Origin of the sequence: Serratia sp. CY40230 (genome assembly GCF_052168835.1) — a bacterium.
Lineage (GTDB): Bacteria > Pseudomonadota > Gammaproteobacteria > Enterobacterales > Enterobacteriaceae > Serratia > Serratia nematodiphila.
Map to the genome: position 1 here is coordinate 1 of NZ_JBJNLX010000007.1, position 22,718 is coordinate 22,718.

Annotated in this window: 26 protein-coding genes; 4 read left to right on the plus strand and 22 right to left on the minus strand. The window is 60.0% G+C overall.

The genetic code is table 11. The annotated features are described in order from the left end of the window. The 9 genes from ACJ8IJ_RS21550 to fkpA all read right to left on the minus strand — a co-directional run. On the minus strand, window positions 1-218 hold a 218-nt coding region (locus ACJ8IJ_RS21550), incomplete at its 3' end, for a GTP-binding protein (protein ID WP_045142993.1). 70 nt (window positions 219-288) lie between these two features. Then, window positions 289-2,403 carry an elongation factor G gene (gene fusA / locus ACJ8IJ_RS21555; RefSeq protein ID WP_004930429.1) on the minus strand — a complete coding sequence of 705 codons (2,115 nt, stop codon included), beginning with the start codon at window positions 2,401-2,403 and terminating at the stop codon, window positions 289-291. A gap of 93 nt (window positions 2,404-2,496) precedes the next feature. Continuing rightward, entirely contained in the window at window positions 2,497-2,967 is a 471-nt protein-coding gene (gene rpsG / locus ACJ8IJ_RS21560; protein ID WP_004956203.1) for a 30S ribosomal protein S7, read from the minus strand. A gap of 96 nt (window positions 2,968-3,063) precedes the next feature. Continuing rightward, a complete protein-coding gene (gene rpsL, locus ACJ8IJ_RS21565; protein WP_004930426.1) occupies window positions 3,064-3,438 on the minus strand; it encodes a 30S ribosomal protein S12 in 375 nt (124 codons plus the stop codon). A gap of 143 nt (window positions 3,439-3,581) precedes the next feature. Then, on the minus strand, window positions 3,582-3,869 hold the full coding sequence (gene tusB, locus ACJ8IJ_RS21570; RefSeq protein WP_004930424.1) for a sulfurtransferase complex subunit TusB: 288 nt from the start codon (window positions 3,867-3,869) through the stop codon (window positions 3,582-3,584). 9 nt (window positions 3,870-3,878) lie between these two features. Then, the gene (gene tusC / locus ACJ8IJ_RS21575; RefSeq protein WP_044029960.1) at window positions 3,879-4,238 is read right to left on the minus strand and encodes a sulfurtransferase complex subunit TusC; all 360 of its coding nucleotides are present in this window, start codon (window positions 4,236-4,238) and stop codon (window positions 3,879-3,881) included. Between the two features lie 7 nt (window positions 4,239-4,245). Beyond that, window positions 4,246-4,635 carry a sulfurtransferase complex subunit TusD gene (tusD, locus tag ACJ8IJ_RS21580; protein WP_015379269.1) on the minus strand — a complete coding sequence of 130 codons (390 nt, stop codon included), beginning with the start codon at window positions 4,633-4,635 and terminating at the stop codon, window positions 4,246-4,248. Then, window positions 4,635-5,357, minus strand: a complete 723-nt coding sequence (locus ACJ8IJ_RS21585) for a helix-turn-helix transcriptional regulator (protein WP_004930418.1) — start codon at window positions 5,355-5,357, stop codon at window positions 4,635-4,637. Before ACJ8IJ_RS21585 ends, tusD begins: the two co-directional genes overlap by 1 nt. A gap of 372 nt (window positions 5,358-5,729) precedes the next feature. Beyond that, entirely contained in the window at window positions 5,730-6,569 is an 840-nt protein-coding gene (gene fkpA, locus ACJ8IJ_RS21590) for an FKBP-type peptidyl-prolyl cis-trans isomerase (RefSeq protein WP_015379270.1), read from the minus strand. 356 nt (window positions 6,570-6,925) lie between these two features. Here fkpA and ACJ8IJ_RS21595 point away from each other — a divergent pair, with 356 nt between their 5' ends. After that, window positions 6,926-7,153 (plus strand): SlyX family protein, encoded by a 228-nt coding sequence (locus ACJ8IJ_RS21595; protein ID WP_004930414.1) that lies wholly within the window; start codon window positions 6,926-6,928, stop codon window positions 7,151-7,153. A gap of 15 nt (window positions 7,154-7,168) precedes the next feature. Here the strand turns inward: ACJ8IJ_RS21595 and ACJ8IJ_RS21600 are convergent, their stop codons facing one another. From ACJ8IJ_RS21600 to kefG, 7 genes are all read right to left on the minus strand, one after another. Further along, window positions 7,169-8,341, minus strand: coding sequence for a MalY/PatB family protein (locus tag ACJ8IJ_RS21600; protein WP_442518899.1), 1,173 nt, complete (start codon window positions 8,339-8,341; stop codon window positions 7,169-7,171). A 1-nt stretch (window position 8,342) separates the two neighbouring features. Next, on the minus strand, window positions 8,343-9,782 hold the full coding sequence (gene nhaC, locus ACJ8IJ_RS21605; RefSeq protein WP_044029964.1) for a Na+/H+ antiporter NhaC: 1,440 nt from the start codon (window positions 9,780-9,782) through the stop codon (window positions 8,343-8,345). 122 nt (window positions 9,783-9,904) lie between these two features. Further along, window positions 9,905-10,933, minus strand: coding sequence for a LacI family DNA-binding transcriptional regulator (locus ACJ8IJ_RS21610; RefSeq protein WP_004930409.1), 1,029 nt, complete (start codon window positions 10,931-10,933; stop codon window positions 9,905-9,907). A gap of 92 nt (window positions 10,934-11,025) precedes the next feature. Next, window positions 11,026-11,613 carry a peptidylprolyl isomerase gene (gene slyD, locus ACJ8IJ_RS21615; RefSeq protein ID WP_004930407.1) on the minus strand — a complete coding sequence of 196 codons (588 nt, stop codon included), beginning with the start codon at window positions 11,611-11,613 and terminating at the stop codon, window positions 11,026-11,028. Window positions 11,614-11,725: 112 nt separating this feature from the next. Further along, complete coding sequence (locus ACJ8IJ_RS21620) at window positions 11,726-11,929, minus strand: YheV family putative zinc ribbon protein (protein ID WP_015379274.1); 204 nt, start codon at window positions 11,927-11,929, stop codon at window positions 11,726-11,728. Window positions 11,930-11,943: 14 nt separating this feature from the next. After that, window positions 11,944-13,752, minus strand: coding sequence for a glutathione-regulated potassium-efflux system protein KefB (gene kefB, locus ACJ8IJ_RS21625; protein ID WP_015379275.1), 1,809 nt, complete (start codon window positions 13,750-13,752; stop codon window positions 11,944-11,946). Window positions 13,753-13,754: 2 nt separating this feature from the next. Beyond that, complete coding sequence (kefG, locus tag ACJ8IJ_RS21630; protein WP_004930395.1) at window positions 13,755-14,306, minus strand: glutathione-regulated potassium-efflux system ancillary protein KefG; 552 nt, start codon at window positions 14,304-14,306, stop codon at window positions 13,755-13,757. A 129-nt stretch (window positions 14,307-14,435) separates the two neighbouring features. On the opposite strand from kefG, the gene ACJ8IJ_RS21635 reads away from it, so the two are divergent. Beyond that, window positions 14,436-16,349, plus strand: coding sequence for an ABC transporter ATP-binding protein (locus tag ACJ8IJ_RS21635; RefSeq protein ID WP_442518900.1), 1,914 nt, complete (start codon window positions 14,436-14,438; stop codon window positions 16,347-16,349). Between the two features lie 3 nt (window positions 16,350-16,352). Here ACJ8IJ_RS21635 and tauD read toward each other — a convergent pair whose 3' ends face one another. From tauD to ACJ8IJ_RS21665, 6 genes are all read right to left on the minus strand, one after another. Beyond that, on the minus strand, window positions 16,353-17,201 hold the full coding sequence (gene tauD / locus ACJ8IJ_RS21640) for a taurine dioxygenase (protein ID WP_442518901.1): 849 nt from the start codon (window positions 17,199-17,201) through the stop codon (window positions 16,353-16,355). Next, the gene (gene tauC, locus ACJ8IJ_RS21645) at window positions 17,198-18,034 is read right to left on the minus strand and encodes a taurine ABC transporter permease TauC (RefSeq protein WP_004930388.1); all 837 of its coding nucleotides are present in this window, start codon (window positions 18,032-18,034) and stop codon (window positions 17,198-17,200) included. The genes tauD and tauC overlap by 4 nt, the downstream gene beginning before the upstream one ends. Next, complete coding sequence (gene tauB, locus ACJ8IJ_RS21650) at window positions 18,031-18,798, minus strand: taurine ABC transporter ATP-binding subunit (RefSeq protein ID WP_004930385.1); 768 nt, start codon at window positions 18,796-18,798, stop codon at window positions 18,031-18,033. The genes tauC and tauB overlap by 4 nt, the downstream gene beginning before the upstream one ends. Window positions 18,799-18,807: 9 nt before the next feature. After that, complete coding sequence (tauA, locus tag ACJ8IJ_RS21655) at window positions 18,808-19,803, minus strand: taurine ABC transporter substrate-binding protein (protein WP_004930383.1); 996 nt, start codon at window positions 19,801-19,803, stop codon at window positions 18,808-18,810. 114 nt (window positions 19,804-19,917) lie between these two features. Beyond that, window positions 19,918-20,700 (minus strand): PhzF family phenazine biosynthesis protein, encoded by a 783-nt coding sequence (locus ACJ8IJ_RS21660; RefSeq protein WP_004930381.1) that lies wholly within the window; start codon window positions 20,698-20,700, stop codon window positions 19,918-19,920. 11 nt (window positions 20,701-20,711) lie between these two features. Beyond that, window positions 20,712-21,314 carry a LysE family translocator gene (locus ACJ8IJ_RS21665; RefSeq protein ID WP_004930379.1) on the minus strand — a complete coding sequence of 201 codons (603 nt, stop codon included), beginning with the start codon at window positions 21,312-21,314 and terminating at the stop codon, window positions 20,712-20,714. 118 nt (window positions 21,315-21,432) lie between these two features. Here ACJ8IJ_RS21665 and ACJ8IJ_RS21670 point away from each other — a divergent pair, with 118 nt between their 5' ends. Further along, entirely contained in the window at window positions 21,433-22,413 is a 981-nt protein-coding gene (locus tag ACJ8IJ_RS21670; protein WP_442518902.1) for a hydrolase, read from the plus strand. Beyond that, window positions 22,410-22,643: a YheU family protein gene (locus ACJ8IJ_RS21675; protein ID WP_004930376.1), complete on the plus strand. Its 234-nt coding sequence runs from the start codon at window positions 22,410-22,412 to the stop codon at window positions 22,641-22,643. Before ACJ8IJ_RS21670 ends, ACJ8IJ_RS21675 begins: the two co-directional genes overlap by 4 nt. Window positions 22,644-22,718: the final 75 nt, after the last annotated feature.

Genomic DNA, 22,718 nt, shown 5'->3' on the forward strand with positions numbered 1-22,718 from the left:
GGGGTGTCATACTCAACGTGGGAGGTGTTGATGGTGATACCACGAGCTTTTTCTTCTGGCGCGTTATCGATCTGGTCGAAAGCACGTGCAGAACCGCCGTAGGTTTTAGCCAGTACGGTGGTGATCGCTGCAGTCAGGGTAGTTTTACCGTGGTCAACGTGGCCGATAGTACCAACGTTAACGTGCGGTTTTGTACGTTCAAATTTTTCTTTAGACACGGCTATATTCCTTACTATAGCGCTCTCCCCTTCTGGAGAGAGCACGGGACTTTGGTTTTAACCCTGCGGCTTATTTGCCACGGGCTTCGATTACGGCCTGAGCGACGTTGTTCGGTGCATCATCATACTTCAGGAATTCCATGGTGTATGATGCGCGACCTTTAGTCAGAGAACGCAGCTGAGTTGCGTAGCCGAACATTTCGGACAACGGTACTTCAGCGTGGATCTTAACGCCAGTCACTTCAGATTCCTGACCACGCAGCATGCCGCGACGACGGCTCAAGTCACCGATAACGTCACCGGTGTTCTCTTCTGGAGTCTCAACTTCAACCTTCATGATAGGCTCAAGCAGAACTGGTTTCGCTTTCTTAAAGCCTTCTTTAAAGGCGATAGACGCGGCCAGTTTAAACGCCAGTTCAGAGGAGTCAACGTCGTGGTAAGAACCGAAGTGCAGACGAATACCCATGTCTACTACCGGGTAACCAGCCAACGGACCAGACTTCAGCTGCTCCTGGATGCCTTTATCAACGGCAGGGATGTATTCGCCAGGAATTACACCACCTTTGATGTCGTTGATGAACTCGTAACCTTTCGGGTTAGAGCCCGGCTCCAGTGGGTACATGTCGATCACAACGTGACCGTACTGACCGCGACCACCAGACTGCTTGGCGTGCTTACCTTCAACATCGGTAATCTTCGCGCGAATCGCTTCGCGGTAAGCTACCTGAGGTTTGCCCACGTTAGCTTCAACGTTGAATTCACGCTTCATGCGGTCAACGATGATGTCGAGGTGCAGTTCACCCATACCGGCGATGATGGTCTGGTTAGACTCTTCGTCAGTCCATACGCGGAATGACGGGTCTTCTTTAGCCAGACGGCCCAGAGCCAGACCCATTTTTTCCTGGTCAGCTTTGGTTTTTGGTTCAACGGCGATAGAGATTACCGGCTCAGGGAATTCCATACGCTCCAGGATGATTGGAGAGTCTGGATCACACAGGGTGTCCCCGGTGGTCACGTCTTTCAGACCGATCGCAGCGGCGATGTCGCCTGCGCGAACTTCTTTGATCTCTTCACGCTTGTTGGCGTGCATCTGAACGATACGGCCGAAACGCTCGCGCGCAGCCTTAACGGAGTTCAGCACGGTGTCGCCGGAGTTAACAACGCCGGAGTACACGCGGAAGAAGGTCAGGTTACCCACAAACGGGTCGGTAGCGATTTTGAACGCCAGCGCAGAGAACGGCTCGTCATCACTTGCGTGACGTTCAGCCGGAGTATCTTTGCCATCGTCCAGGATACCGTTGATCGCAGGAACGTCAGTTGGTGCCGGCAGGTATTCGATTACCGCATCCAGCATCGCCTGTACGCCTTTGTTCTTGAACGCAGAACCACAGGTAACCAGGATGATTTCGTTGTTCAGCACGCGCTGACGCAGAGCGGATTTGATTTCTTCCTCGGTCAGCTCTTCGCCGCCCAGGTATTTTTCCATCAGCTCTTCGGAAGCTTCCGCAGCGGACTCGATCAGGTTCTGGCGCCATTCTTCAGCCAGATCCATCATGTCAGCCGGCACGTCTTCGTATTCGAAGGTTACGCCTGCGTCTTCTTCGTTCCAGTTGATCGCCTTCATCTTCACCAGGTCGATAACGCCGGTGAATTTGTCTTCTGCGCCGATAGCCAGCTGCAGAGGAACAGGGTTGGCGCCCAGACGAGTTTTGATCTGGCCTACAACTTTCAGGAAGTTAGCGCCCATACGGTCCATTTTGTTAACGAACGCGATACGTGGCACTTTGTATTTGTTAGCCTGACGCCATACGGTTTCAGACTGTGGCTGAACACCACCAACAGCACAGTAAACCATTACCGCGCCATCCAGCACACGCATGGAACGTTCTACTTCGATGGTGAAGTCAACGTGCCCTGGGGTGTCGATGATGTTTACGCGATGCGGTTCGAACTGCTTGGCCATACCAGACCAGAAGGCAGTAGTCGCTGCAGAAGTGATGGTAATACCACGCTCCTGCTCCTGTTCCATCCAGTCCATGGTGGCAGCGCCGTCATGAACTTCACCGATTTTGTGGTTTACACCGGTGTAGAACAGAATACGTTCGGTAGTGGTGGTTTTACCGGCGTCGATGTGAGCACTGATACCGATGTTACGGTAGCGTGCAATGGGTGTTGTACGAGCCATTTGATTCCTCTATTCCTAGGGCGTTCAAGTTCAGTTAACCCAAGCGGGCCGATTTGACGCGCCCGCTTGGTTAGCATGACTACAGCCGGATGATTACCAGCGGTAGTGGGCGAACGCCTTGTTGGCTTCGGCCATACGGTGAACGTCTTCACGCTTCTTAACAGCAGAACCTTTGTTCTCTGCTGCGTCAGACAGCTCGTTCGCCAGGCGCAGAGCCATGGATTTATCACCGCGTTTACGTGCAGCATCAACGATCCAACGCATTGCCAGAGCATTACGACGAACCGGGCGGACTTCAACTGGTACCTGATAAGTAGAACCGCCAACGCGACGCGACTTAACTTCTACAGTCGGGCGAACGTTGTCGAGAGCGACTTCGAAAGCTTCCAGGTGATCTTTACCAGAACGCTGAGCCAGGGTCTCCAGCGCGGTATAGACGATTGCTTCTGCAGTAGATTTTTTACCGTCTACCATCAGGATATTTACAAATTTGGCCAGCAGCTCAGATCCGAACTTAGGATCTGGCAGGATTTTACGTTGGCCGATTACGCGACGACGTGGCATGGAAATACTCCGTTGTTAATTCAGGATTGTCCAAAACTCTACGAGTTTATTTTGACATTAAAGTTAAAACGTTTGGCCTTACTTAACGGAGAACCATTAAGCCTTTGGCTTCTTCACGCCGTACTTGGAACGAGCTTGCTTACGGTCTTTAACACCGGAGCAGTCAAGTGCACCACGGACGGTGTGGTAACGCACACCTGGCAAGTCTTTTACACGACCGCCACGGATCAGGATTACGGAGTGTTCCTGCAGGTTGTGGCCTTCGCCACCGATGTAGGAAGTCACTTCGAAACCGTTGGTCAAACGCACACGGCAAACTTTACGCAGTGCGGAGTTTGGTTTTTTCGGGGTAGTGGTATATACGCGGGTGCATACGCCACGTTTCTGCGGGCAGGCTTCCAGCGCTGGAACGTTGCTTTTAGCAGCCTTCACAGAGCGTGGTTTGCGAACCAGCTGGTTAATTGTTGCCATTAAAAAAGCTCCTGGTTTTTGCTTCGTACTAGCTTCGTAAACATGTGATAAATCCCCTCGTATGCACTACTGGCAAAGTACGAGGACGCAGAATTTTATGGCTGACCAGTATGGGTGTCAAGAAATATACAACATCACTCTCATCACCAGGCCATTTGGCTGCGGTGTTGTTCGGTTAATTCAACGAAGTGATTATAGCCGACGACAGTGATTTTGTGCGAAAAATGACCAACCAATCCCCGGGCTTCCAGGTCGTCCTGCAGCGCATAAAGGGATATGGGGGCGGCGAGCAGCAATTCAAGATGAGCGCTGCCAGCAAGGCCTGCCAGCACGCCGTCCTGCAGCAGCAACAGCGCGTCGCCCTGCGCCGTCAGGCGCAGCAGCGCAGGCAGGTCACATTGGTTTGGCGAATGGCTCAGGGTATACAGCATCAGAGGATCCTAAAACGTCATCACGGCGTCGTAGCCGTCCAGTTCGCGGCGCAGTTCGTCCGGCGCCAGCACCTCGGCGTCCAGCACCCAATCGGTCACCTGGCTCAGTCCGCGTTCCTGCAGTGAAGCCTGGCACAGATAGCACCGCTCCACGTCATACAGCGGCAGCACGCCAAAGGTGGCAATGTAATTGCGCGCCAAAATCTTTTCCGGCTGTTGGCCCGGCAACAGCTGCAATACGCCATCGCCGACAAAAAACACCCCCACATCTTCACTGAGCGCCGACGTGGCGAGCAGCGCATCCAGCCCTTCCCTGCCGCTGGCGCCGCCGTGCGGCCCATGGGTGAAAACAAAAGCGACTCGTTTCATCCTATCCTCAGAACTGCACCAGACGGTCGCAACTTAGCGACGCTTCGGCCAGGGAACCCAGCCCGCTCAGGGTAAAACCGGGCTGCAGGTTGGCGCTTGCCAGCCCCTGCTGCGCCGCCTCCTGCTCGTCGGTGACGCCGCGGCGCAACGCGGCGGCCACGCAGACGTTGAGCGCCACGCCGTGTTGCTGAGCCAGCTGCGCCCAACCGCGCACCAGGTCGAACTCATCGCTGGCGGGCGCGGTCAGCTGGTTGGCGTTCAACACCCCTTCGCGGTAGAAAAAGACGCTGGAAAGCCGGTGCCCTTTCGCCAGCAGGGCCTGAGCGAACTGATAGGCGCTGCTGGCCTGCTGCGTGCCGTAAGCCGGGCCGGTGACCAACAGACAATAATCGAGCATCAACGGTCGCTTCCCAACAGATCGCCGCTCTTGAACTGGCGAATATACAAATACACGGTGTGTTTGGAGATATTCAGGCGATCCGCCACCTGATTGATCGCATCCTTGATGTCGAAGATGCCTTTCTCATAGAGGTTTAGCACTACCTGGCGGTTCTTGGCGTTATTGGATACCGAGCGATCGGCATTCACCTCTTCGATGGTGAACTCCAGCGTCTGCGCCACCAGATCGTCGACTGAAGAGGCGAAATTCACCGACGACGGCACGTCCTGCGTGGCCGGCGGCATAAAGGTCTGCATAATCTGCGAGAACGGCACATCGAGGTTCATGTTGATGCACAGCAGGCCGATTACCCGCTGTTCGCGATTGCGAATGGCGATGGTCACCGACTTCATCAGCACGCCGCTCTTGGCGCGGGTGAAGTAGGCTTTCGACACGCTGCTGTCGTCGCCAGCCATGTCGTGCAGCATGCGCAGCGCCAGGTCGGTGATCGGCGAACCGATTTTACGCCCGGTATGTTCCCCGTTGGCGATGCGCACCGCCGAACTGTTCAGGTCTTCCAGCGCGTGCAATACGATCTCGCAGTGGCCGCCGATCAACATCGCCAGCCCATCGACCACCGCTTCATAGGATTTCAGGATTTCATGATCCGTTTGAGTAAACGGACGTTCATTCAGCAAATCAAGTTCGCTGGCTTCGCTGGATAAAAGCGAATTCGACATCGAAGATACCACCCTCATAGATCGCCTGTGCCAGGGGGCGCAGCTAAAACCGCTCGGACCGGATCGCTGCCGTCGTCGGCACGCCGCAGCACGGCTGGCTGAGAGCAGCATAAACGGCACGATGACATCCGCGGGCGAGGCGGCCGGGAACAATTTTAGGTACACGCCCTAAGGGGCAGACGCATGACTGATAAGTCAGAATTATTAGTCTAGCAAAGCGGCCGGAGTAAAGTCCTTGCGTTTGCGCGTGGTATTGACGTTAAGCCCGATGCCCGGCAGGCGTCAAGCGTTCAATGGAGAGAGAAGCGGCGGCGGTCGAAATGAAAACCGCCGCGGAGGGCATCCGCGGCGGTGGCAAACAGAGCGACGAGATTATTTCGCTTTAGCGTCTGCTTTCGCGTCAGCCGATTTTTCGGCTTTAGCGTCGGCTTTCGGCGCCGCTTTCACGTCCAGCAGCTCAACGTCGAACACCAGCGTGGAGTTAGCCGGGATGCCCGGAACGCCGGTTTTGCCGTAGGCCAATGCCGGCGGGATCACCAGCTTGATTTTGCCGCCTTTCTTGATGTGCTTCAGGCCTTCGGTCCAGCCCGGGATCACGCCATCCAGACGGAACGACAGCGGCTCGCCGCGGGTGTAGGAGTTATCGAACTCGGTACCGTCGGTCAGGGTGCCTTTGTAGTTTACTACCACAGTGTCGCTGTCTTTCGGTGCTTCACCCGCGCCCGGTTTCTCTACCTGGTACAGCAGGCCGGATTCGGTTTTCTTCACGCCTTTTTCTTTCGCGAAGCTGTCGCGGTACTTAGCGCCTTTGGTTTCGTTGTCCTTGGCGTCCTGTTCCATCTTCGCCTGAGCAGAAGCCTTCACGCGCGCTTCGAAGCCCTGAAGGGTCTTCTCGATGTCGGCGTCGTTCAGCTTGCTCTTGTTGGCGAACGCGTCCTGAACGCCGGCGATCAGCTGATCTTTGTCCAGCTTGATGCCCAGCTTCTCTTGCTCTTTCAGAGAGTTGTCCATGTAACGGCCGAGAGAGGCGCCCAGTGCGTAAGCGGCTTGCTCGTCGTCGTTTTTGAACTTGCCGGTGCTCGGTGCTGCCGCCGCGTCCGCTGGTTTAGCGGCTTCTGCCGGTTTGGCGGCATCGGCTGCCATGACCTGGGTCGCATTCAGAGCAAAAGCCATGGTGGTTGCCAGAAGCGTGACTTTAAACAAAGATTTCATCCATTTCTCCAGTGTCTGAAGCAATGCCCCAAACAATCATTAGGTAAGATAACCGGGCTACTATAGCTGCCTGAAACAAAACAAAACAGTCGCACAGGTAACCAATCGAGTCAAAGTGTGACTCCCGCTTTGCCAAGAAGTTTCCCCCTGCGTGCTACTCGCATGATAAATCAGATTTTTCTTGCAGAATATTCGGCGAGGTTAGCAAAAAACGGCGTATCGGGCGTGCAACTTTTCAGCACTTTACACTGCCGATCGCAACGTTGCGCGCCGCCTGGAGAAATAGCGCGAGCAAACCCGGCGTCAGCTGTTACCATAACGCCGAATCAGGATTTTATCGCGTCAGAGGTAGCCTCATGCACAACGCCGACATTCAACGCCTGCTACAGCGGCTTGAAGAACTGGAGAGCCGCCAGGCCTTCCAAGAGCTCACCATCGAAGAGCTCAACCAGACCGTCATCCAGCATCAAATGGAAATGCTGAAGATGCGCGAACACCTGCGCATGTTGACCGACAAGCTGCGCTCGACCCAAACCTCAATGATCGCCTCGCAATCGGAAGAAACCCCTCCGCCGCACTATTGAGGGCCCGCTGCGCGGTTATTTCAGGCGTGCCAGCCCGTCGACGGCACGCTCGAGATAGCGGCGCGGGCACCCCAGGTTGATGCGGATAAAACCGCTCCCCTGCGGGCCGAAACCGCTGCCCATCGACGGCGCCAGCTTCGCCACCGCCACCAGCGCCTGCTGTAAGTCAGCATCGTTCAAACCCAGTGCACGGCAATCCAGCCAGGCGAGATAAGTCCCTTCAGCCTGGGTCATCGTGCACCAGGGCGCGGCGGCCGCCAACGCCTGCTCAAACCAGCGCCGATTCTCCGCCAGGTAGTCGAGCAGCTCATCAAGCCAGGCAGAGCCCCGTTGATAGGCCGCGGTCGCCGCCGTCATCGACAGCGCGTTGAATACATCCAGCCCGTGGGCGTTCAGCCGATCGACAAACGCCTGCCGCAGCCGGGCATTGGGGATCAGAAAATTCGAAATGCGCAGCGAAGAGAGTCCGAAGGTTTTGCTGGCGGACGTCGCCGCAATCACCCGCTCACGATATTCCTCGTCCAGATGCAACACCGATGTAAACGTCTCGCCGGGCAGCAGCAGATCGGCCCAAATTTCATCGGAGATCACCGTGACATCGTGGGCGTGGCAGATCGCCATGAGCCGCTCCAGTTCCTCGCGGCGCCAGCAACGGCCGGTCGGATTGTGCGGATTGCACAGCAACAACAGCGGCGGTTTACGCTGCGCCAGGCAGGCGGCCAGCTGGTCGAAATCGATCCGGTATCCCTGCGGGGTTTCCAGCAGCGGATTTTCAATCACCTCTCTGCCGTTCATGGTGACTATCTTGGCGAACGAGCCATAGTACGGCCCCTGCACCACCACGCCGTCCCCCGGCTTGCTGAGCAGTTGGATCAGCATCGCCAACCCCGGCACCACCCCTTCAATCGACGTGAACCACTCGCGCCGCAGCAGCAAGTCGTGCCGCTTGGCAAACCAGTCGATCGCCGCCTGGTAGTAGGCGTCGTCGCGTTCGCTGTAGCCAAAGACGCCGTGGTCCACCCGCTGATGCAGCGCCTGTTGCACCTCCGGCGGGCATGGAAAGTCGAAATCGGACACCCACATCGGCAACAATTCGCTGCCGTCCAGTTGCAGATAGCGGTCGATGAAGTCCCACTTCACGGAGCCGGTATTGTGGCGATCGATGATGGCGTTGAAATGACTCGTCATGTCAGGCTTCCTTACGCTGCAAGTCGTTCTGAGGTTGGAGTTTGGCGATACCGAAGCCGGTGAAGCCATAAATCAGGGCGAACACCACTGCGACATAACATTGGATCGCCCACGGCAGCAGATCGAGCGTGCTCACTCCTAGCGTGGTCGCCATGTAAATACCGGCGGCCGTCCACGGGATCAGTGGCTCGATGACGGTGCCCGCATCTTCGACGGTGCGCGACAGGTTTTTGTTGTCCAGCCCCATGCGTCGATAGGCCCCTTTGAACAGCTCCGCCGGGATCAGCAGCGCCAGCTTGCCGTCGCTGGTCGCGCCGGTCACCAGGATGGTGGTGGCAACGGTAGCGGCGATCAGCTGGCCGGTGGTGTGCACCACTTTCAGCAGCCGGCTGATGATCACCGTCAGCGCGCCGGTCAGCGTCAAGGCGCCGGCGAAGGAAAAGGCGCAGAACACCAGCAGGATCGTACTCATCATCGAGAACATGCCGCCGCGGTTCAGCAGGCGCGGCACATCGGCGACGATCCCTTCAACGTTATGGCCCTGGCTGGCGAACATCGACAGATTGAAACCGTCCATCAACGCATTCAGCCCCTGTTGCAGGCTAAAACCCTGCAGCGCGACGCCGATGGCGATCGCCAGCGCGCAGGCGGCCAGCATGACGGGGATCACCGGCCGTTTGGTCACCGCGCCCCACAGCACCAGCACCGGCGGCAGGATCAACAGCAGATTGAAATGGTACAATCCCTCAAGCGCGCTGACGATTTCGGTCACTTTTTCCGGCGTTGCCACGCTGCCCACCGCGCCGGTGTGGCCGGCGATCAGGTACACCACGGCGGCCAGGATGAAGCTCGGCAGCGTCGTGTACATCAGATGCTGGATATGGCTGTAGAGATCGGTATCCGCGACGATAGCCGCGAAGTTCGTCGAATCGGACAACGGGGAAATTTTGTCGCCGAAGTAGGCGCCGGACACCACCGCCCCGGCCGCGGCGGCCAGCGGCACGTCCAGACCGGCGGCCACGCCCATCAGCGCCACGCCCACGGTACCGGCCGCCCCCCACGAGGTACCGGTGCACACCGAGATCACGCTGGTGATGAAGAACGCGGCGATCAGAATGTATTGGGGGCTAATCAGCTTCAGCCCCCAATACACCATGTAAGGGATTGTGCCGCTGATCATCCAGGTGCCGATCAGCCCGCCCACGCAGATCAGGATCATGATCACCGGCATCGCCTTAGCCAGCTTGGCCACGATGGCCCCGATGATGTCATCCCAGCGGTAGCCTTGCCACCAGGCCAACGCGGCGGCGATGGCGGCGGAAACCAGCAGCAGCGGTTCAATGCGCAGGCCAAACTGGCCATAGCCGATGATGAGCAGCAACAGCATGGCCACAATCGGCAGCGTCGCCAGCCCAAGGTTGAGCGTTTTCTTATTATCCATATACGGCTCCTGTTGAAGAGGGGGTACTGCAACAGCGTAATGGCTTCGGTAATCGGAGGATGTGAGCGCAGGCCACTGGCCATGTAATCGGTTTCATGAGATGGCGTTATGTGAGCCGCCTCTCATTCGCCGCGCTTGCTTTGCTCAGTCCTCTCACCATCGGCGACGGAGTCTCGCAGGATAAGTTCGGCCGAAAAGCGGTTGTTACGTGGCACAACGTCGCTGCCGCTGTGGATTTGTAGCGCCAGACGCGCGGCACGTCGGGCCATTTTCTCGATGGGGTAATGCACGGTGGTCAACGCGGGGTGGAGATATTTCGCCAGGGCAATGTCGTCAAAACCGACGATCGACAGCGCTTCAGGCAACTGGACTTGCCGTTGGTGGCAGGTGCGCATCATGCCGGCGGCCATCACGTCGTTGAACGTCACTGCGGCGGTGAAGCGTTGGTCGCTGGCCAGAACGCGCTCGGCCGCCAGTTCGCCCCCTCTTTCATTGAAGGGCACGCTGATGATCCAGCTGCCGGGCACCTCAATGCCGCCGGCGGCCATGGCCTGGCGGTAACCCGCTAACCGCTGCGCGCGGTCGTCGATCGGCAGATCCGTTGTCACGCAGGCGATTCTCCGATGCCCCTGACGAATGAGCAGCTTGGTCGCCGTCTGCGCCGCATTGGCGTTGTCGAGCCAGATGCAACGGTTAGCGATGGCGGGCAGGTAGCGGTTGATCAGCACCAGCGCGGGCGCGTGAGCGGCGTAGCGCAGCAGCTCCTCCTCCCCCATGCGCGTGACGTGCGCCACGATGGCTTCGCATCCCTGATTGATGAGAAAGTCGAGGCCGCTTTTTTCCAGTTCGGCCTGATGCCCGCCGCTGCACAGCATCAAACGCACGCCGGCCTGTCGCGTGATGTCTTCCACGCCCCGCGCCAGGCGTGAAAAAAACGGATCGTCGAGGTTGCCGGTCAGCAACCCCAGCATATTGCCGCTTCTTTTCGCCAACGCCAGCGCGGCGGCGTTACGGTGGTAGTTAAACTCGCGCATCGCCTTCTCGACGCGTTCGCGGGTCACCGGCTCAACGTAGGCGGTATTATTGATCACCCGGCTGACGGTGGCCGTGGAAACGCCGGCGCGGCGCGCAACGTCTTTCATGGTGGCCATGACATGTCCTGTCGTGCTGTTCGGCGCCCGGTGCGCCGCGCATAAAAAAGGGCAGCCGATGGCCGCCCTCTTGTCTCGTGATCGCGTTCTGCTTAGTGGCAGCCGCAACCGCCGTTACCGCAACCGCCTTTACCGTGGTCGTGACCATGGTCGTGATCGTGGCTGTGGCCGTGACCGCCGCAGCAGCCTTCACCGTGTTCGTGGTGATGGTCGTGCTCGCCGTGTACGTGACCGTGTGCCAGTTCTTCTGCGGTCGCTTCGCGGATCGCGACAACTTCCACGTTGAAGTTCAGGTTTTGGCCGGCCAGCATGTGGTTGCCGTCAACCACCACGTGGTCGCCGTCAACTTCGGTGATTTCAACCGGTACCGGGCCCTGATCGGTGTCAGCCAGGAAACGCATGCCGACCTGCAGTTCGTCAACGCCCATGAAGACGTCTTTCGGTACGCGCTGCACCAGGTTTTCGTCGTAGTTGCCGTACGCGTCGTTCGCGCCGACGTGAACGTCAAAACGATCGCCAACGTCGTGGCCTTCGAGCGCTTTTTCCAGACCTGCGATCAGAGAACCATGCCCGTGCAGATAGTCCAGCGGTGCGCTCACCGGAGACTCATCAACCAAAACACCGTCTTCTGTACGTACTTGGTAAGCCAGGCTGACCACCAAGTCTTTTGCTACTTTCATGATATCTCCTACCGTTGGCTACTAGGACGCGCACCGTTATCGGGATGCGCGCCTTTTCCGGACAGATTGTAACGGAAATCTGCCTCGCTGTACCCTCCGGGATAAAAAAACGCTACTTCGGCTGAAAAATGCCGATCACCTGCTCTTGCGGGCGAACGTGTTTTTCCACCTGTTGCTCGGTCTGGCGCTGGTGATGGCCGCACTTGACGCACTCCACCACTTCCACCTGATCCTCCCGCCACACCGCCAGCGTATCCATGGCGCTACAGCTTGGGCACACCGCCCCGGCGATAAATCTCTTACGTGTTGCAGACATCGTTATGCTCCCGCTTATTCGTATTCATCCCAGCCGTCGAACTGGCGACTTTCTTTTTGCATTTCGCGATGGAACAGCTCTTCCAGCTCGCGCCGCGCCTCTTTCACGCGGGAAATTTGCGCCACGTCGCCCTGATGCGGCGGCATCAGTTCACGCAGCATGCGCATATCCAGGCGGCGGAAATGCTGCTGGGCGCGGAAGGCCTGATGGGGGTGCATGCCCAACTCCATCAACGCCTTGCGCCCCAGTTCCAGCGCGCTGGAGAAGGTTTCGCGGCTGAACTGTTTCACGCCCGCCTGCAGCAACTCATGCGCCTCCACGCGGCCGCGTGCCCGCGCCAGAATACTCAGATTCGGGAAGTGCTGCTGGCACAGCCGCACGATCTCCATGGTGTCTTCCGGCTCATTGCAGGTGATCACGATCGACTTGGCCTTTTCGGCGCCCGCCGCGCGCAACAGCTCCAACTCGGTGGCGTCGCCGTAATAAACCTGATATCCGTAACGCCGCAGCACCCCGACGGCGCTGACGTCGCGTTCCAGTACGGTAATGCGCATTTTGTTGGCCATCAACAGGCGGCCGATCACCTGGCCGAAACGCCCGAAGCCAACGATGATCACCTGAGGATCGTCGTCCTCTACGTACGGCGTCTCCTCGTCTTCGCCTTTGGCGTTATAGCGGCGCGCCAAAATGCGGTCGATGGCCTGCATGAGTAACGGTGTGGTCATCATCGACAGCGTCACTACCACCAACAGCAAAGAGAGTTGATCCGGCTGCAGCACCTTTTGCGCGCCCGCCGCAGAAAACAGCACGAAGGCAAACTCACCGCCCTGGCTGAGCACGCCGGCAAACTGCAGGCGCACCGAACTACGCAGGCCGAACAGGCGCGACACGCCGTAGAGCACGCCGGATTTCACCGCCACCAACGCCAGTACGCCGATCAACACCTCGGCCAGATGGGTGTAGAGCACGCCGATATTCAACACCATGCCCACCGAGATAAAGAACAGTCCCAGCAGCAGCCCTTTAAACGGCTCGATGGAGATCTCCAGTTCGTGGCGGTATTCGCTCTCCGCCAGCAGCACGCCGGCAATGAAGGTGCCGAGCGCCATCGACAGGCCAAGCGTCTCCATAAACAGCGCCGAGCCGAGCACCAGCAACAGCGCCGCGGCAGTGAAGATCTCGCGCACGCCGGAAGCGGCGATATAGCGGAACAGCGGCCGCAGCAGGAAGCGGCCGCCGATCAGCATGCCGCCGAACGCCGCCACCTTGAGCGCGATCTTCGCCCAGTCGTCGCTGGTGCCGCCGGCGCCGGCCAGAATGGGGATCAACGCCAGCGCCGGGATCACCGCCATATCCTGGAACAGCAGCACCGAGAAACCCAGCTGCCCGCCTTCGTTGCGATTCATGCCCTTTTCGCGCATCAGCTGCAGCGCCATGGCGGTGGAAGACATCGCCAGGCCGATACCGCCTATCACCGCCGCCTGCCAGGCGAAGTGCGTCAGGTACAGCAACGCGCCCAGCACCGCCGCGGTGATCAACACCTGGCCGGCGCCGGCGCCGAAGATCGAGCGCCGCAGCTCCCACAGCTTGCTGGGGTTCAGCTCCAGGCCGATGATGAACATCAGGAACACCACGCCCAACTCGGAGAAGTGCAGGATCTCGTCAACGTCGCGAATGAAGCCCAATCCCCACGGGCCGATGGCGATACCGGCGATCAGATAGCCCAGCACCGCGCCGATCCCCAGACGGCGGGCAATCGGCACCGTCACCACCGCGGCGAACAGGAACAGCAAAATGGCGGTCAGTAAGGTCGATCCTTCCATGATCATCGTCCTCCGTGCGGCAGCGGGTGGCTCAGCCAGTCCCCGTAGGCGTCCGCATGGCTGCGCAGCACCTCCGGCTTTTGCCGCCGCGCCCAATACACCACGAACGGCGTCAACCAATGCATATGGCACATCCCGGCGGTCAGCTCGAACGGCCGCAGGATATCTTCCATCGGATAGTGGTTATAACCGCCGGTACGGTAGGCGCCTTCCGGCTCGCCGGTGGTGATCACCGAGCGCCAGTATTTGCCCGCCAGCGCATTGCCGCCCACGCCGCTGGCGAAGCCGCGCGCCAGCACGCGATCCAGCCACTCCTTCAGCAGCGCCGGGCAGCTGTAGGTATAAAGAGGATGCTGAAACACGATGACCTGGTGCTCACGCAGCAGCTGTTGTTCGTGATGGATATCGATAAAAAAATCAGGATAGTGCGCGTAGAGATCGTGCACGGTGACATGTTCCAACTGCTGCGCCGGTCGAAGCAAAACCCGGTTCGCCACCGAGTCATGAGATTCCGGATGGGCATACAGCAGCAAGACCTTGGGCGGCTGCGACATCATTCCCCTCCAAAGCGTCGTCAGGGTAGCGGTTTTCCGTTACCATGCATCGCAAAGACAAAAACAGCGCGCGGTGCGCGTTCTGTTACCTTAATGATAATTTAACATACTCTGAACATACGGCGCTTTATGATTGTATTCTCCTCGCTACAAATCCGACGCGGCATCCGCGTCCTGCTGGACAACGCCACGGCGACGGTTAATCCAGGTCAGAAGGTCGGCCTGGTGGGCAAAAACGGCTGCGGCAAATCCACGCTGTTGTCGCTGCTGAAGGGCGAGATCGCGGCGGACGGCGGCAGCTTCACCTTCCCCGGCAACTGGGCGCTGGCCTGGGTCAACCAGGAGACGCCGGCGCTGGACGTGCCGGCGATCGAGTATGTTATCGACGGCGACCGCGAGTTTCGCCAGCTTGAAGCCGAGTTGCAGGCGGCCAACGATCGCAACGACGGCCACGCCATCGCCACCCTGCACGGCAAGCTGGACGCCATCGACGCCTGGACCATCCGTTCCCGCGCCGCCAGCCTGCTGCACGGCCTCGGCTTCTCCAACGAACAGCTGCAAAGCCCGGTGCGCGACTTTTCCGGCGGCTGGCGCATGCGCCTCAACCTGGCGCAGGCGCTGGTGTGCCGTTCCGATCTGCTGCTGCTCGACGAACCGACCAACCACCTGGATCTCGATGCGGTGATCTGGCTGGAGCGCTGGCTGAAAAGCTATTCCGGCACGCTGGTGCTGATCTCGCACGACCGCGACTTCCTCGATCCGATCGTCGACAAGATCCTGCATATCGAACAGCAGACGATGAACGAGTACACCGGCAACTACTCGTCGTTCGAACGCCAGCGCGCTACCAAGCTGGCGCAGCAGCAGTCGCTGTATCAGCACCAGCAAGAGAAAGTGGCGCACCTGCAAAGCTATATCGACCGTTTCCGCGCGCAGGCCACCAAGGCCAAACAGGCGCAGAGCCGCATCAAGATGCTGGAGCGCATGGAGCTGATAGCCCCGGCGCACGTCGACAACCCGTTCACCTTCAGCTTCCGCCCGCCGGAAAGCCTGCCGAACCCGCTGCTGCGCATGGAAAAAGTCAGCGCCGGGTATGGCGATAAAGTGATCCTGAAGTCAATCAAGCTGAACCTGGTGCCCGGCTCGCGCATTGGCCTGCTCGGCCGCAACGGCGCCGGGAAATCGACGCTGATCAAACTGCTGGCCGGCACCCTGGAGCCGCTGAGCGGCGAGATCGGCCTGGCGAAAGGCATCAAGCTGGGTTACTTCGCCCAGCATCAGCTGGAATTTTTGCGCGCCGACGAATCGCCGCTGCAGCACCTGAGCCGCATCGCCCCAAGGGTGCTGGAGCAGCAGCTGCGCGATTATCTGGGCGGTTTCGGCTTCCAGGGCGACAAGGTCAGTGAAATCACCGAACGCTTCTCCGGCGGCGAGAAGGCGCGGCTGGTGCTGGCGCTGATCGTCTGGCAGCGCCCGAACCTGCTGCTGCTCGATGAACCGACTAACCATCTGGATCTCGACATGCGTCAGGCGCTGACCGAGGCGCTGATCGATTTCGAAGGCGCGTTGGTGGTGGTATCGCACGACCGTCACCTGCTGCGCTCCACCACCGACGATCTGTACCTGGTGCACGATGGCCAGGTCGAGCCTTTCGAAGGCGATCTCGACGATTATCAGCAGTGGCTTGTCGACCTGCAGCGCCAGGAAAGCCAGCAGGACGCGCCGGAAAAAGAGAGCGGCGGCAACAGCGCGCAGGCGCGCAAGGATCAAAAACGCCGCGAGGCGGAGTTCCGTACGCAAACCCAACCGCTGCGCAAGCAGATCGCCAAGCTGGAACAGCAGATGGAAAAACTGGGCGCCGAACTGGCGGCGGTGGAGGAACAGCTGGCGGATCCCGCGCTGTACGACATCAGCCGCAAGGCCGAGTTGACCGACTGCCTGCAAAAGCAAAGCCAGGCCAAATCCGCGCTGGAAGAGACGGAAATGACCTGGCTGGATGCGCAGGAACAGCTGGAACAGTTAACGCAGGCGTTCGAAGCCTAAGCCTCAGGCCTTGTAAAAAGGTTTATCCCCCAGAATGGTCGCGCGGTGCATGATGCGCCGCTGCGGCAGATAATCCGCGTTGGCGTAGTGCTGCGTCACGCGGTTATCCCAGATCGCCACGTCATTTTCCTGCCAGCGCCAGCGCACCTGAAACTCTGGCTTAGTGATGTGAGCGAACAGGAAATTCAGTAAAGCATCGCTCTCCTTCGGCGCCACATCCACGATCCGCGTGGTGAACCCTTCATTGACGAACAGCGCCTGTCGGCCGCTGACCGGGTGAGTGCGCACCACCGGATGCAGCAGCGGCGGGTTTTTCTGCACCGCCAGTTGCCAGCGCTGGTGTTCTTCTTCGCTACCGCGATGCTTGTGCTCCGGGAACGACTTGGTGAAGTCATGCTCTGCGCGCAGCCCCGCGAGCAGCGTTCTGAACGGCGCCGACAGCGCTTCGTAGGCCGCGATGCCGCTGGCCCACAGCGTATCGCCGCCGGTGGCAGGCAAGGTCTTGGCCGCCAGGATCGCGCCCAGCGGCGGGTTCTCGATAAAGGTCACGTCGGTGTGCCAGTTGTCGTTGTCCGGCGGATTGTCGTCGTGAGTATCGAACACGATGATCTCTTCCACGTCGGTGGCGTGCGGATAGACCGGATGGATATGCAGATCGCCGAAGCGCCCGGCCAGATCGCGCTGCTGCAGCGGCGTGATCGGCTGGTTGCGGAAGAACAGCACCTGATGCTTGAGCAACGCATGATAAAGCTGTTCAAACTGGCCGTCACCCAACGGCCGGGCCAATTCGACGTTTTCCACCAGCGCCCCGATGTAAGGCCCCAGCGGGGTGATATTCAGACGTTCGTTCATTGCTGTACTCCATGCCACGGGGTCAATCGGCGCTGCAGGGCGCGCAGCCCCAGCTCCAACCCAAATGCAATCACCGCAATCACGCCGATGCCGGCCAGCACCACGTCGGTCGCCAGAAACTCACCGGCGGATTGCACCATAAATCCCAGGCCGCGCGTGGCGGCGATCAGTTCGGCGGCCACCAGCGTCGACCAGCCGACGCCCAGCCCGATGCGAATGCCGGTCAGGATCTCCGGCAGCGCGCTCGGCAGCACCACGAAACGCAGCACCTGCCAACGCGTCGCACCCAACGCGCGGGCGGCGCGCACCCGCACCTGCGCCACGCTGCGCACGCCCGCCACGGCGGAGAGCGTCACCGGCGCGAAGATCGCCAGATAAATCAGCAAGATTTTCGAGGTCTCGCCGATGCCGAACCAAATCACCATCAGCGGCAGATAGGCCAGCGGCGGGACCGGACGATAGATCTCAATCAGCGGATCGAGGATGCCGCGCACCGTGTCGTTCAGCCCCATGGCGATGCCCACCGGAATGCCGACGATCACCGCCGCCAGCAGCGCCACCAAAATGCGCCCCAGGCTGGCCGCCAGATGCTGCCATAGCGTGGCGTCCATAAAGCCTTGCGGGCTGGCGATGGTGATCAGCTGATGCAGCACCTGCTGCGGCGCCGGCAAAAATAGCGGGCTGATCAGCTGCAGCGCCGTCACGCCCCACCAGACGATCAACACCGTCAACAGCGTGGCGCCGCTCAACCAAACGTTGCGCGGCACGCTGAAACGGCGCGCCGCTTTGCCCTGCGGCTGGGCTGCGGCCTTCATAGTGGAATGCAGGCTCATAGCAAGGCCTCGCGCTGTTGGAAAACTTTGCCCAGCACGTATTCGCGCTGAGCGATAAATTCAGGATCGGACTTGATGGCGCGGCAGGCTTCGCCGTCGGCATAGCGCTGGCCGAAGTTCAGCGACAGCCGCTCCACCACCTGCCCCGGCCCCGGCGACAGCAGTAACAGTTCACTGGCGAGGAACACCGCCTCTTCGATATCGTGGGTGATCAGCAGCACCTGTTTGCCGGTATCTCGCCAGATGGTCAACAACAACTCCTGCATCTGCTCGCGCGTGAATGCGTCCAGCGCACCGAACGGCTCATCCAGCAACAGCAGACGCGGATCGGCGGCCAGGGCGCGGGCAATGCCGACGCGTTGGCGCATGCCGCCGGAAAGCTGCCAGATGAAGTGCTGTTCATAGCCTGCCAGCCCCACGCGCTGCAGCATCTGCTCCGCCACCTGGCGGCGTTGCGCCTTGCCGATGCCGGCCAGCTGCAGGCCGAACTCAACGTTGTCCACCACGTTACGCCACGGCAGTAAGCCCTCATGCTGGAACACCACGCCCCGTTCGGCACCCGGGCCGTGAACGGGCGTTCCATCCAGCGTGATGCTGCCAGCTGAAGGCTCGATAAACCCGGCGATCAAATTCAGCAGCGTGGTCTTGCCGCAGCCCGATGGGCCGAGCACCACCACCAGTTGCCCGGCGGCGATCTGGAACGACACGTCACGCAGCGCGGGCCGCCCCTGATACTCTGCTGAAAGATGATTGACGTTTAGCATCCTGCTTCCTTACGACTGCGGAGCAGCCTGCACCTGTTTCACAAAACGGTCGGTGACGTAAGCGCTGTAGTCGCTGTCGACCTGCGGGATCTTGCCCTGCTGCTTGAGGAATTCGGCGGTATCGCGGATTGCCTTGTCCACCGGCTGGCCGAGTTGGGCTACCTGATCGGCCACCGGCAGATAACGGTTCCCCTTCACCAGTTCCGGCACCTGCGCTTCCGGCACGCCGCTCAGGCGCGCCAGCGTGCTGAGATGGCTCGGATCTTTAAGCCACTGTTCCGGTGCCGCCAGGTAGGCCTTTTGCGCCTGCAGGGCGCTGGCGGCAAAGGCGGTTACTACGTCGGGATGTTTCTCTGCGAAGTCTTTGCGCACCACCCACACGTCCAGCGTCGGCGAGCCCCATTCGCCCACCTGCGCGGAGTCGGTCAGCACCTTGCCCTGTTTGGCCAGTTCGTTGACCACCGGCGCCCAGACGTAAGCGCCGTCGATGTCGCCGCGCTGCCAGGCGGCGGCGATGGCCGGCGGCTGCAGATTGAGGATCTTCACCTGTTCAGGCTTGATGCCCCAATGTTTGAGCGAGGCCAGCAGGCTGTAATGGGTGGTGGAAATAAACGGCACCGCAATGCGTTTGCCGATCAGATCCTGCGGGCTTTTGATGTCATTTTTCACCACCAGCGCTTCGGAGCTGCCGAGCTGCGAGGCGATGAGGAACACTTCGATGGGGAGTTTTTGGCTGGCGGCCACCGCCAGTGGGCTGGAGCCGATATTGCCGATCTGCACATCGCCGGAGGCCAGCGCGCGCAGCACGCTGGAGCCGCTGTCGAACTTACGCCAGTCGACGGTCGCGCCGGACTGTTTGGCGAAGCTGTTTTCCGCCTGCGCCACCTTGGCCGGCTCCGCCGACGTCTGGTACGCCACGGTCACGTCCACCGCGTAGGCGCTGGCCGCGCTGAGCGACAGCGCCAGCAGCGCCGCGTTGCGTAAAGAAAAGAGTTTGCCCGCCATGTTCCGCTCCGTTGATAAAAATCTGTTCAGTTGCTGACAGTTTTATCTGAGCGATGACGGGCGATAAAAGAATAAAAAAGTCTTCTTTATTACCTTAGGTAATATTAAAGCGGATCACAGCGCGATCGTCCCGTGCAAGAACACATGAGCGTAGCCGCCCAGCAGCGTGCGGTCCCCTTGCAGTTCGCAGAACAGCTCGCCGCCGCGCGCCGAAATCTGCCGGGCGTGCAACCGATGGCGGCCGAGACGCGCCGTCCAGTAGGGCATCAACGTGCAATGCGCGGAGCCGGTCACCGGATCCTCGCCGCCGTCGAGCGTGAAATAGCGCGAAACGAAGTCCACGGTGTCACCCGGCGCGGTGACGATCACCGCGCGGCCGGCCAATGCGATCAGCGCCGGGATGTCCGGCCGCAGCGCGCGCACCTGCGCCTCGTTTTCAAGCACCACCAGCAGCGCTTTCGCCTGCCACACTTCCTGTGGCTGCACGCCCAGCAGCGCCGCGAGGCCCGCCGGTTCGGCGACTTTCTGCGGCGGCCTGGCGGGGAAATCAAGCACCAGCCGCTCCCCGTCCCGCTCATCGCGCTTGACGAACAGCTCGCCGCCGGCCGATCTGAAGCGAATATCCTTCAGCGCCGGGTTAACCGCGCTGAACATCACATGCGCCGCCGCCAGCGTGCCGTGGCCGCAAAGATCGACCTCGCGTTCCGGGGTAAACCAGCGGATGGCGGTCATATCGCCGTCATCCCAGACAAAGCTGGTTTCCGGCAGGCCGATCTCGTTAGCGATCGCCTGCAGCCGCTCCGTCGGCAGCGGCTGCGTCAGCAGGCAGACCCCGGCCGGGTTGCCGCGCAACCCCTCACCGGTAAAGGCGACCACGTGATAATAGTTTTCCGCCATCGTTCCGCTCCTTAATGCCAAATCAGTAATACACAGGCTGCAGTCAGCAGCCCCATGGAAACGTTGAAGATAATCCAGGCCTTTTTGCTGCGCAGCAGGCGGCCGAGCACCGTGCCGAACGCCAGCCAGATAATGCCGGCGACGATGTTCACCACCACAATGCCCAGCGCGATCGCCGCAATGGAACCGTTGTACTTATCGCCCGCCAGGCTGAAGCTCGCCACCGCCCCCAGCGCCATCAGCCAGGCTTTCGGGTTGAGGAACTGCAGCAGCCAGCCCTGATACAGCCGCACCGGCTGCGGTGGCGCCACGTCGGTTTCCAGCTTTTCATAGGCGGCGGTGGCGACTTTCCATGCCAGCCACAGCAGGTACAGGCTGCCGAGGATTTTCAGGATCAGGTGCAGCGACGGGTAGACCAGGATCAGGCTGCCGACGCCGAACGCCACCAGCAGCAAGATGCTTTGCATGCCGAGCATGATACCGACCATCAGCCACAGCGATCGCATAAAGCCGAAGTTAGCGCCGGAGGTGGTCAGCAGCAGATTATTGGGGCCAGGCGTGATGGCGGCGACCCACAGGAAGCCCAGCATCGAAAGGAATAAACTCGGTTCCATGGCACGGGTGCTCCTCACCCAAGGCGCTTTTTTGCAGTATCATTGATAATTCTTGGTATTGAAGCTAACAGTGCGCTAGGGATCTCACAATAGCCGCCCACAACATTTTACTCAGCCTATGCCTAACACCTTTCGCCCTCTGACAGGGGCCAGTAACCCGCACCTGCAAACGCTGTTGCCGCGGCTGGTGCGCCGCCGCGTGTTATTGAAACCGCATTGGCAACGGCTGGAATTGCCCGACGGCGATTTCGTCGATCTCGCCTGGAGCGAGGATCCGGCGCAGGCGCGCGCCAAGCCGCGCGCGGTGCTGTTTCATGGCCTGGAAGGCAGCTTCTACAGCCCCTACGCGCACGGCCTGCTCAACGCCTGGCGCGAGCGCGGCTGGCTCGGCGTGGTGATGCACTTTCGCGGCTGCAGCGGCGTGCCCAACCGCAAGCAGCGTATCTACCACTCCGGTGAAACCGAAGACGCGCGCTTCTTTCTGCGCTGGCTGCGCGATAGCTACGGCGAGGTGCCGACCGCGGCGGTAGGCGTTTCGCTCGGCGGCAACATGCTGGCCTGCTATCTGGCGCAACAAGGCGCCGACAGCCTGCTGCAGGCGGCGGTGATGGTCTCGGCGCCGCTGATGCTGGAACCCTGCGCCTACCGCATGGAGCAAGGCTTCTCCCGCGTTTATCAGCGCTACCTGCTGGGGCAGCTGAAACAAAACGCCACCCGCAAGCTGTTGCACTACCCGGACACTCTGCCGCTCAAACTGTCACAGCTGAACGGGTTGCGACGCATCCGCGAATTCGACGACGCCATCACCTCGCGCATTCACGGCTTCAGCGACGCCACCGACTATTATCGCCGCTGCAGCGCCCTGCCGCTGTTGCCGTCTATCCAGACGCCGCTGCTGATCATCCATGCGAAGGACGACCCTTTCATGACCCCTGAGGTGATCCCCGACGTCGCCGGCCTGCCGCGCAATATCGAATATCAGCTGACTGAGTTCGGCGGCCACGTCGGCTTCGTCGGCGGCACGCTGAAAAAACCGCACATGTGGCTGGAGCATCGCATTCCGGCCTGGCTTTCCCCTTATCTGGACATTCCGACGTGATTATTCCCTGGCAAGAACTGGCAACCGACACCCTGAACAGCCTGATCGAATCCTTTGTGCTGCGCGAAGGCACCGATTACGGCGAACACGAACGCTCGCTGGAGCAGAAGGTGGAGGACGTGCGCCGCCAACTGAAAAACGGCGAAGTGGTGCTGGTGTGGTCGGAACTGCATGAGAGCGTCAACATCATGCCGCGCGGCCAATTCCGCGCCGGGCAGGAAGAAATTTAGTGGCGCCCGGTTCTATGACTGACGGAAAAAATCAGGTAACAATGGGGCATTGCAAACCAGCGCGCGCCATTTTTC

Coding starts and splice junctions, on each gene's coding strand:
- tauA (WP_004930383.1), bottom strand. CDS start 19,803: ATGGCGGGCAAACTCTTTTCTTTACGCAACGCGGCGCTGCTGGCGCTG.
- ACJ8IJ_RS21665 (WP_004930379.1), bottom strand. CDS start 21,314: ATGGAACCGAGTTTATTCCTTTCGATGCTGGGCTTCCTGTGGGTCGCC.
- ACJ8IJ_RS21585 (WP_004930418.1), bottom strand. CDS start 5,357: ATGTCGAATTCGCTTTTATCCAGCGAAGCCAGCGAACTTGATTTGCTG.
- tusD (WP_015379269.1), bottom strand. CDS start 4,635: ATGCTCGATTATTGTCTGTTGGTCACCGGCCCGGCTTACGGCACGCAG.
- ACJ8IJ_RS21635 (WP_442518900.1), top strand. CDS start 14,436: ATGATTGTATTCTCCTCGCTACAAATCCGACGCGGCATCCGCGTCCTG.
- kefG (WP_004930395.1), bottom strand. CDS start 14,306: ATGTCGCAGCCGCCCAAGGTCTTGCTGCTGTATGCCCATCCGGAATCT.
- ACJ8IJ_RS21610 (WP_004930409.1), bottom strand. CDS start 10,933: ATGGCCACCATGAAAGACGTTGCGCGCCGCGCCGGCGTTTCCACGGCC.
- tauD (WP_442518901.1), bottom strand. CDS start 17,201: ATGAACGAACGTCTGAATATCACCCCGCTGGGGCCTTACATCGGGGCG.
- rpsL (WP_004930426.1), bottom strand. CDS start 3,438: ATGGCAACAATTAACCAGCTGGTTCGCAAACCACGCTCTGTGAAGGCT.
- fusA (WP_004930429.1), bottom strand. CDS start 2,403: ATGGCTCGTACAACACCCATTGCACGCTACCGTAACATCGGTATCAGT.
- nhaC (WP_044029964.1), bottom strand. CDS start 9,782: ATGGATAATAAGAAAACGCTCAACCTTGGGCTGGCGACGCTGCCGATT.
- ACJ8IJ_RS21670 (WP_442518902.1), top strand. CDS start 21,433: ATGCCTAACACCTTTCGCCCTCTGACAGGGGCCAGTAACCCGCACCTG.
- tusC (WP_044029960.1), bottom strand. CDS start 4,238: ATGAAACGAGTCGCTTTTGTTTTCACCCATGGGCCGCACGGCGGCGCC.
- slyD (WP_004930407.1), bottom strand. CDS start 11,613: ATGAAAGTAGCAAAAGACTTGGTGGTCAGCCTGGCTTACCAAGTACGT.
- ACJ8IJ_RS21660 (WP_004930381.1), bottom strand. CDS start 20,700: ATGGCGGAAAACTATTATCACGTGGTCGCCTTTACCGGTGAGGGGTTG.
- tauB (WP_004930385.1), bottom strand. CDS start 18,798: ATGCTAAACGTCAATCATCTTTCAGCAGAGTATCAGGGGCGGCCCGCG.
- ACJ8IJ_RS21595 (WP_004930414.1), top strand. CDS start 6,926: ATGCACAACGCCGACATTCAACGCCTGCTACAGCGGCTTGAAGAACTG.
- tauC (WP_004930388.1), bottom strand. CDS start 18,034: ATGAGCCTGCATTCCACTATGAAGGCCGCAGCCCAGCCGCAGGGCAAA.
- kefB (WP_015379275.1), bottom strand. CDS start 13,752: ATGGAAGGATCGACCTTACTGACCGCCATTTTGCTGTTCCTGTTCGCC.
- ACJ8IJ_RS21620 (WP_015379274.1), bottom strand. CDS start 11,929: ATGTCTGCAACACGTAAGAGATTTATCGCCGGGGCGGTGTGCCCAAGC.
- tusB (WP_004930424.1), bottom strand. CDS start 3,869: ATGCTGTATACCCTGAGCCATTCGCCAAACCAATGTGACCTGCCTGCG.
- fkpA (WP_015379270.1), bottom strand. CDS start 6,569: ATGAAATCTTTGTTTAAAGTCACGCTTCTGGCAACCACCATGGCTTTT.
- ACJ8IJ_RS21600 (WP_442518899.1), bottom strand. CDS start 8,341: ATGACGAGTCATTTCAACGCCATCATCGATCGCCACAATACCGGCTCC.
- rpsG (WP_004956203.1), bottom strand. CDS start 2,967: ATGCCACGTCGTCGCGTAATCGGCCAACGTAAAATCCTGCCAGATCCT.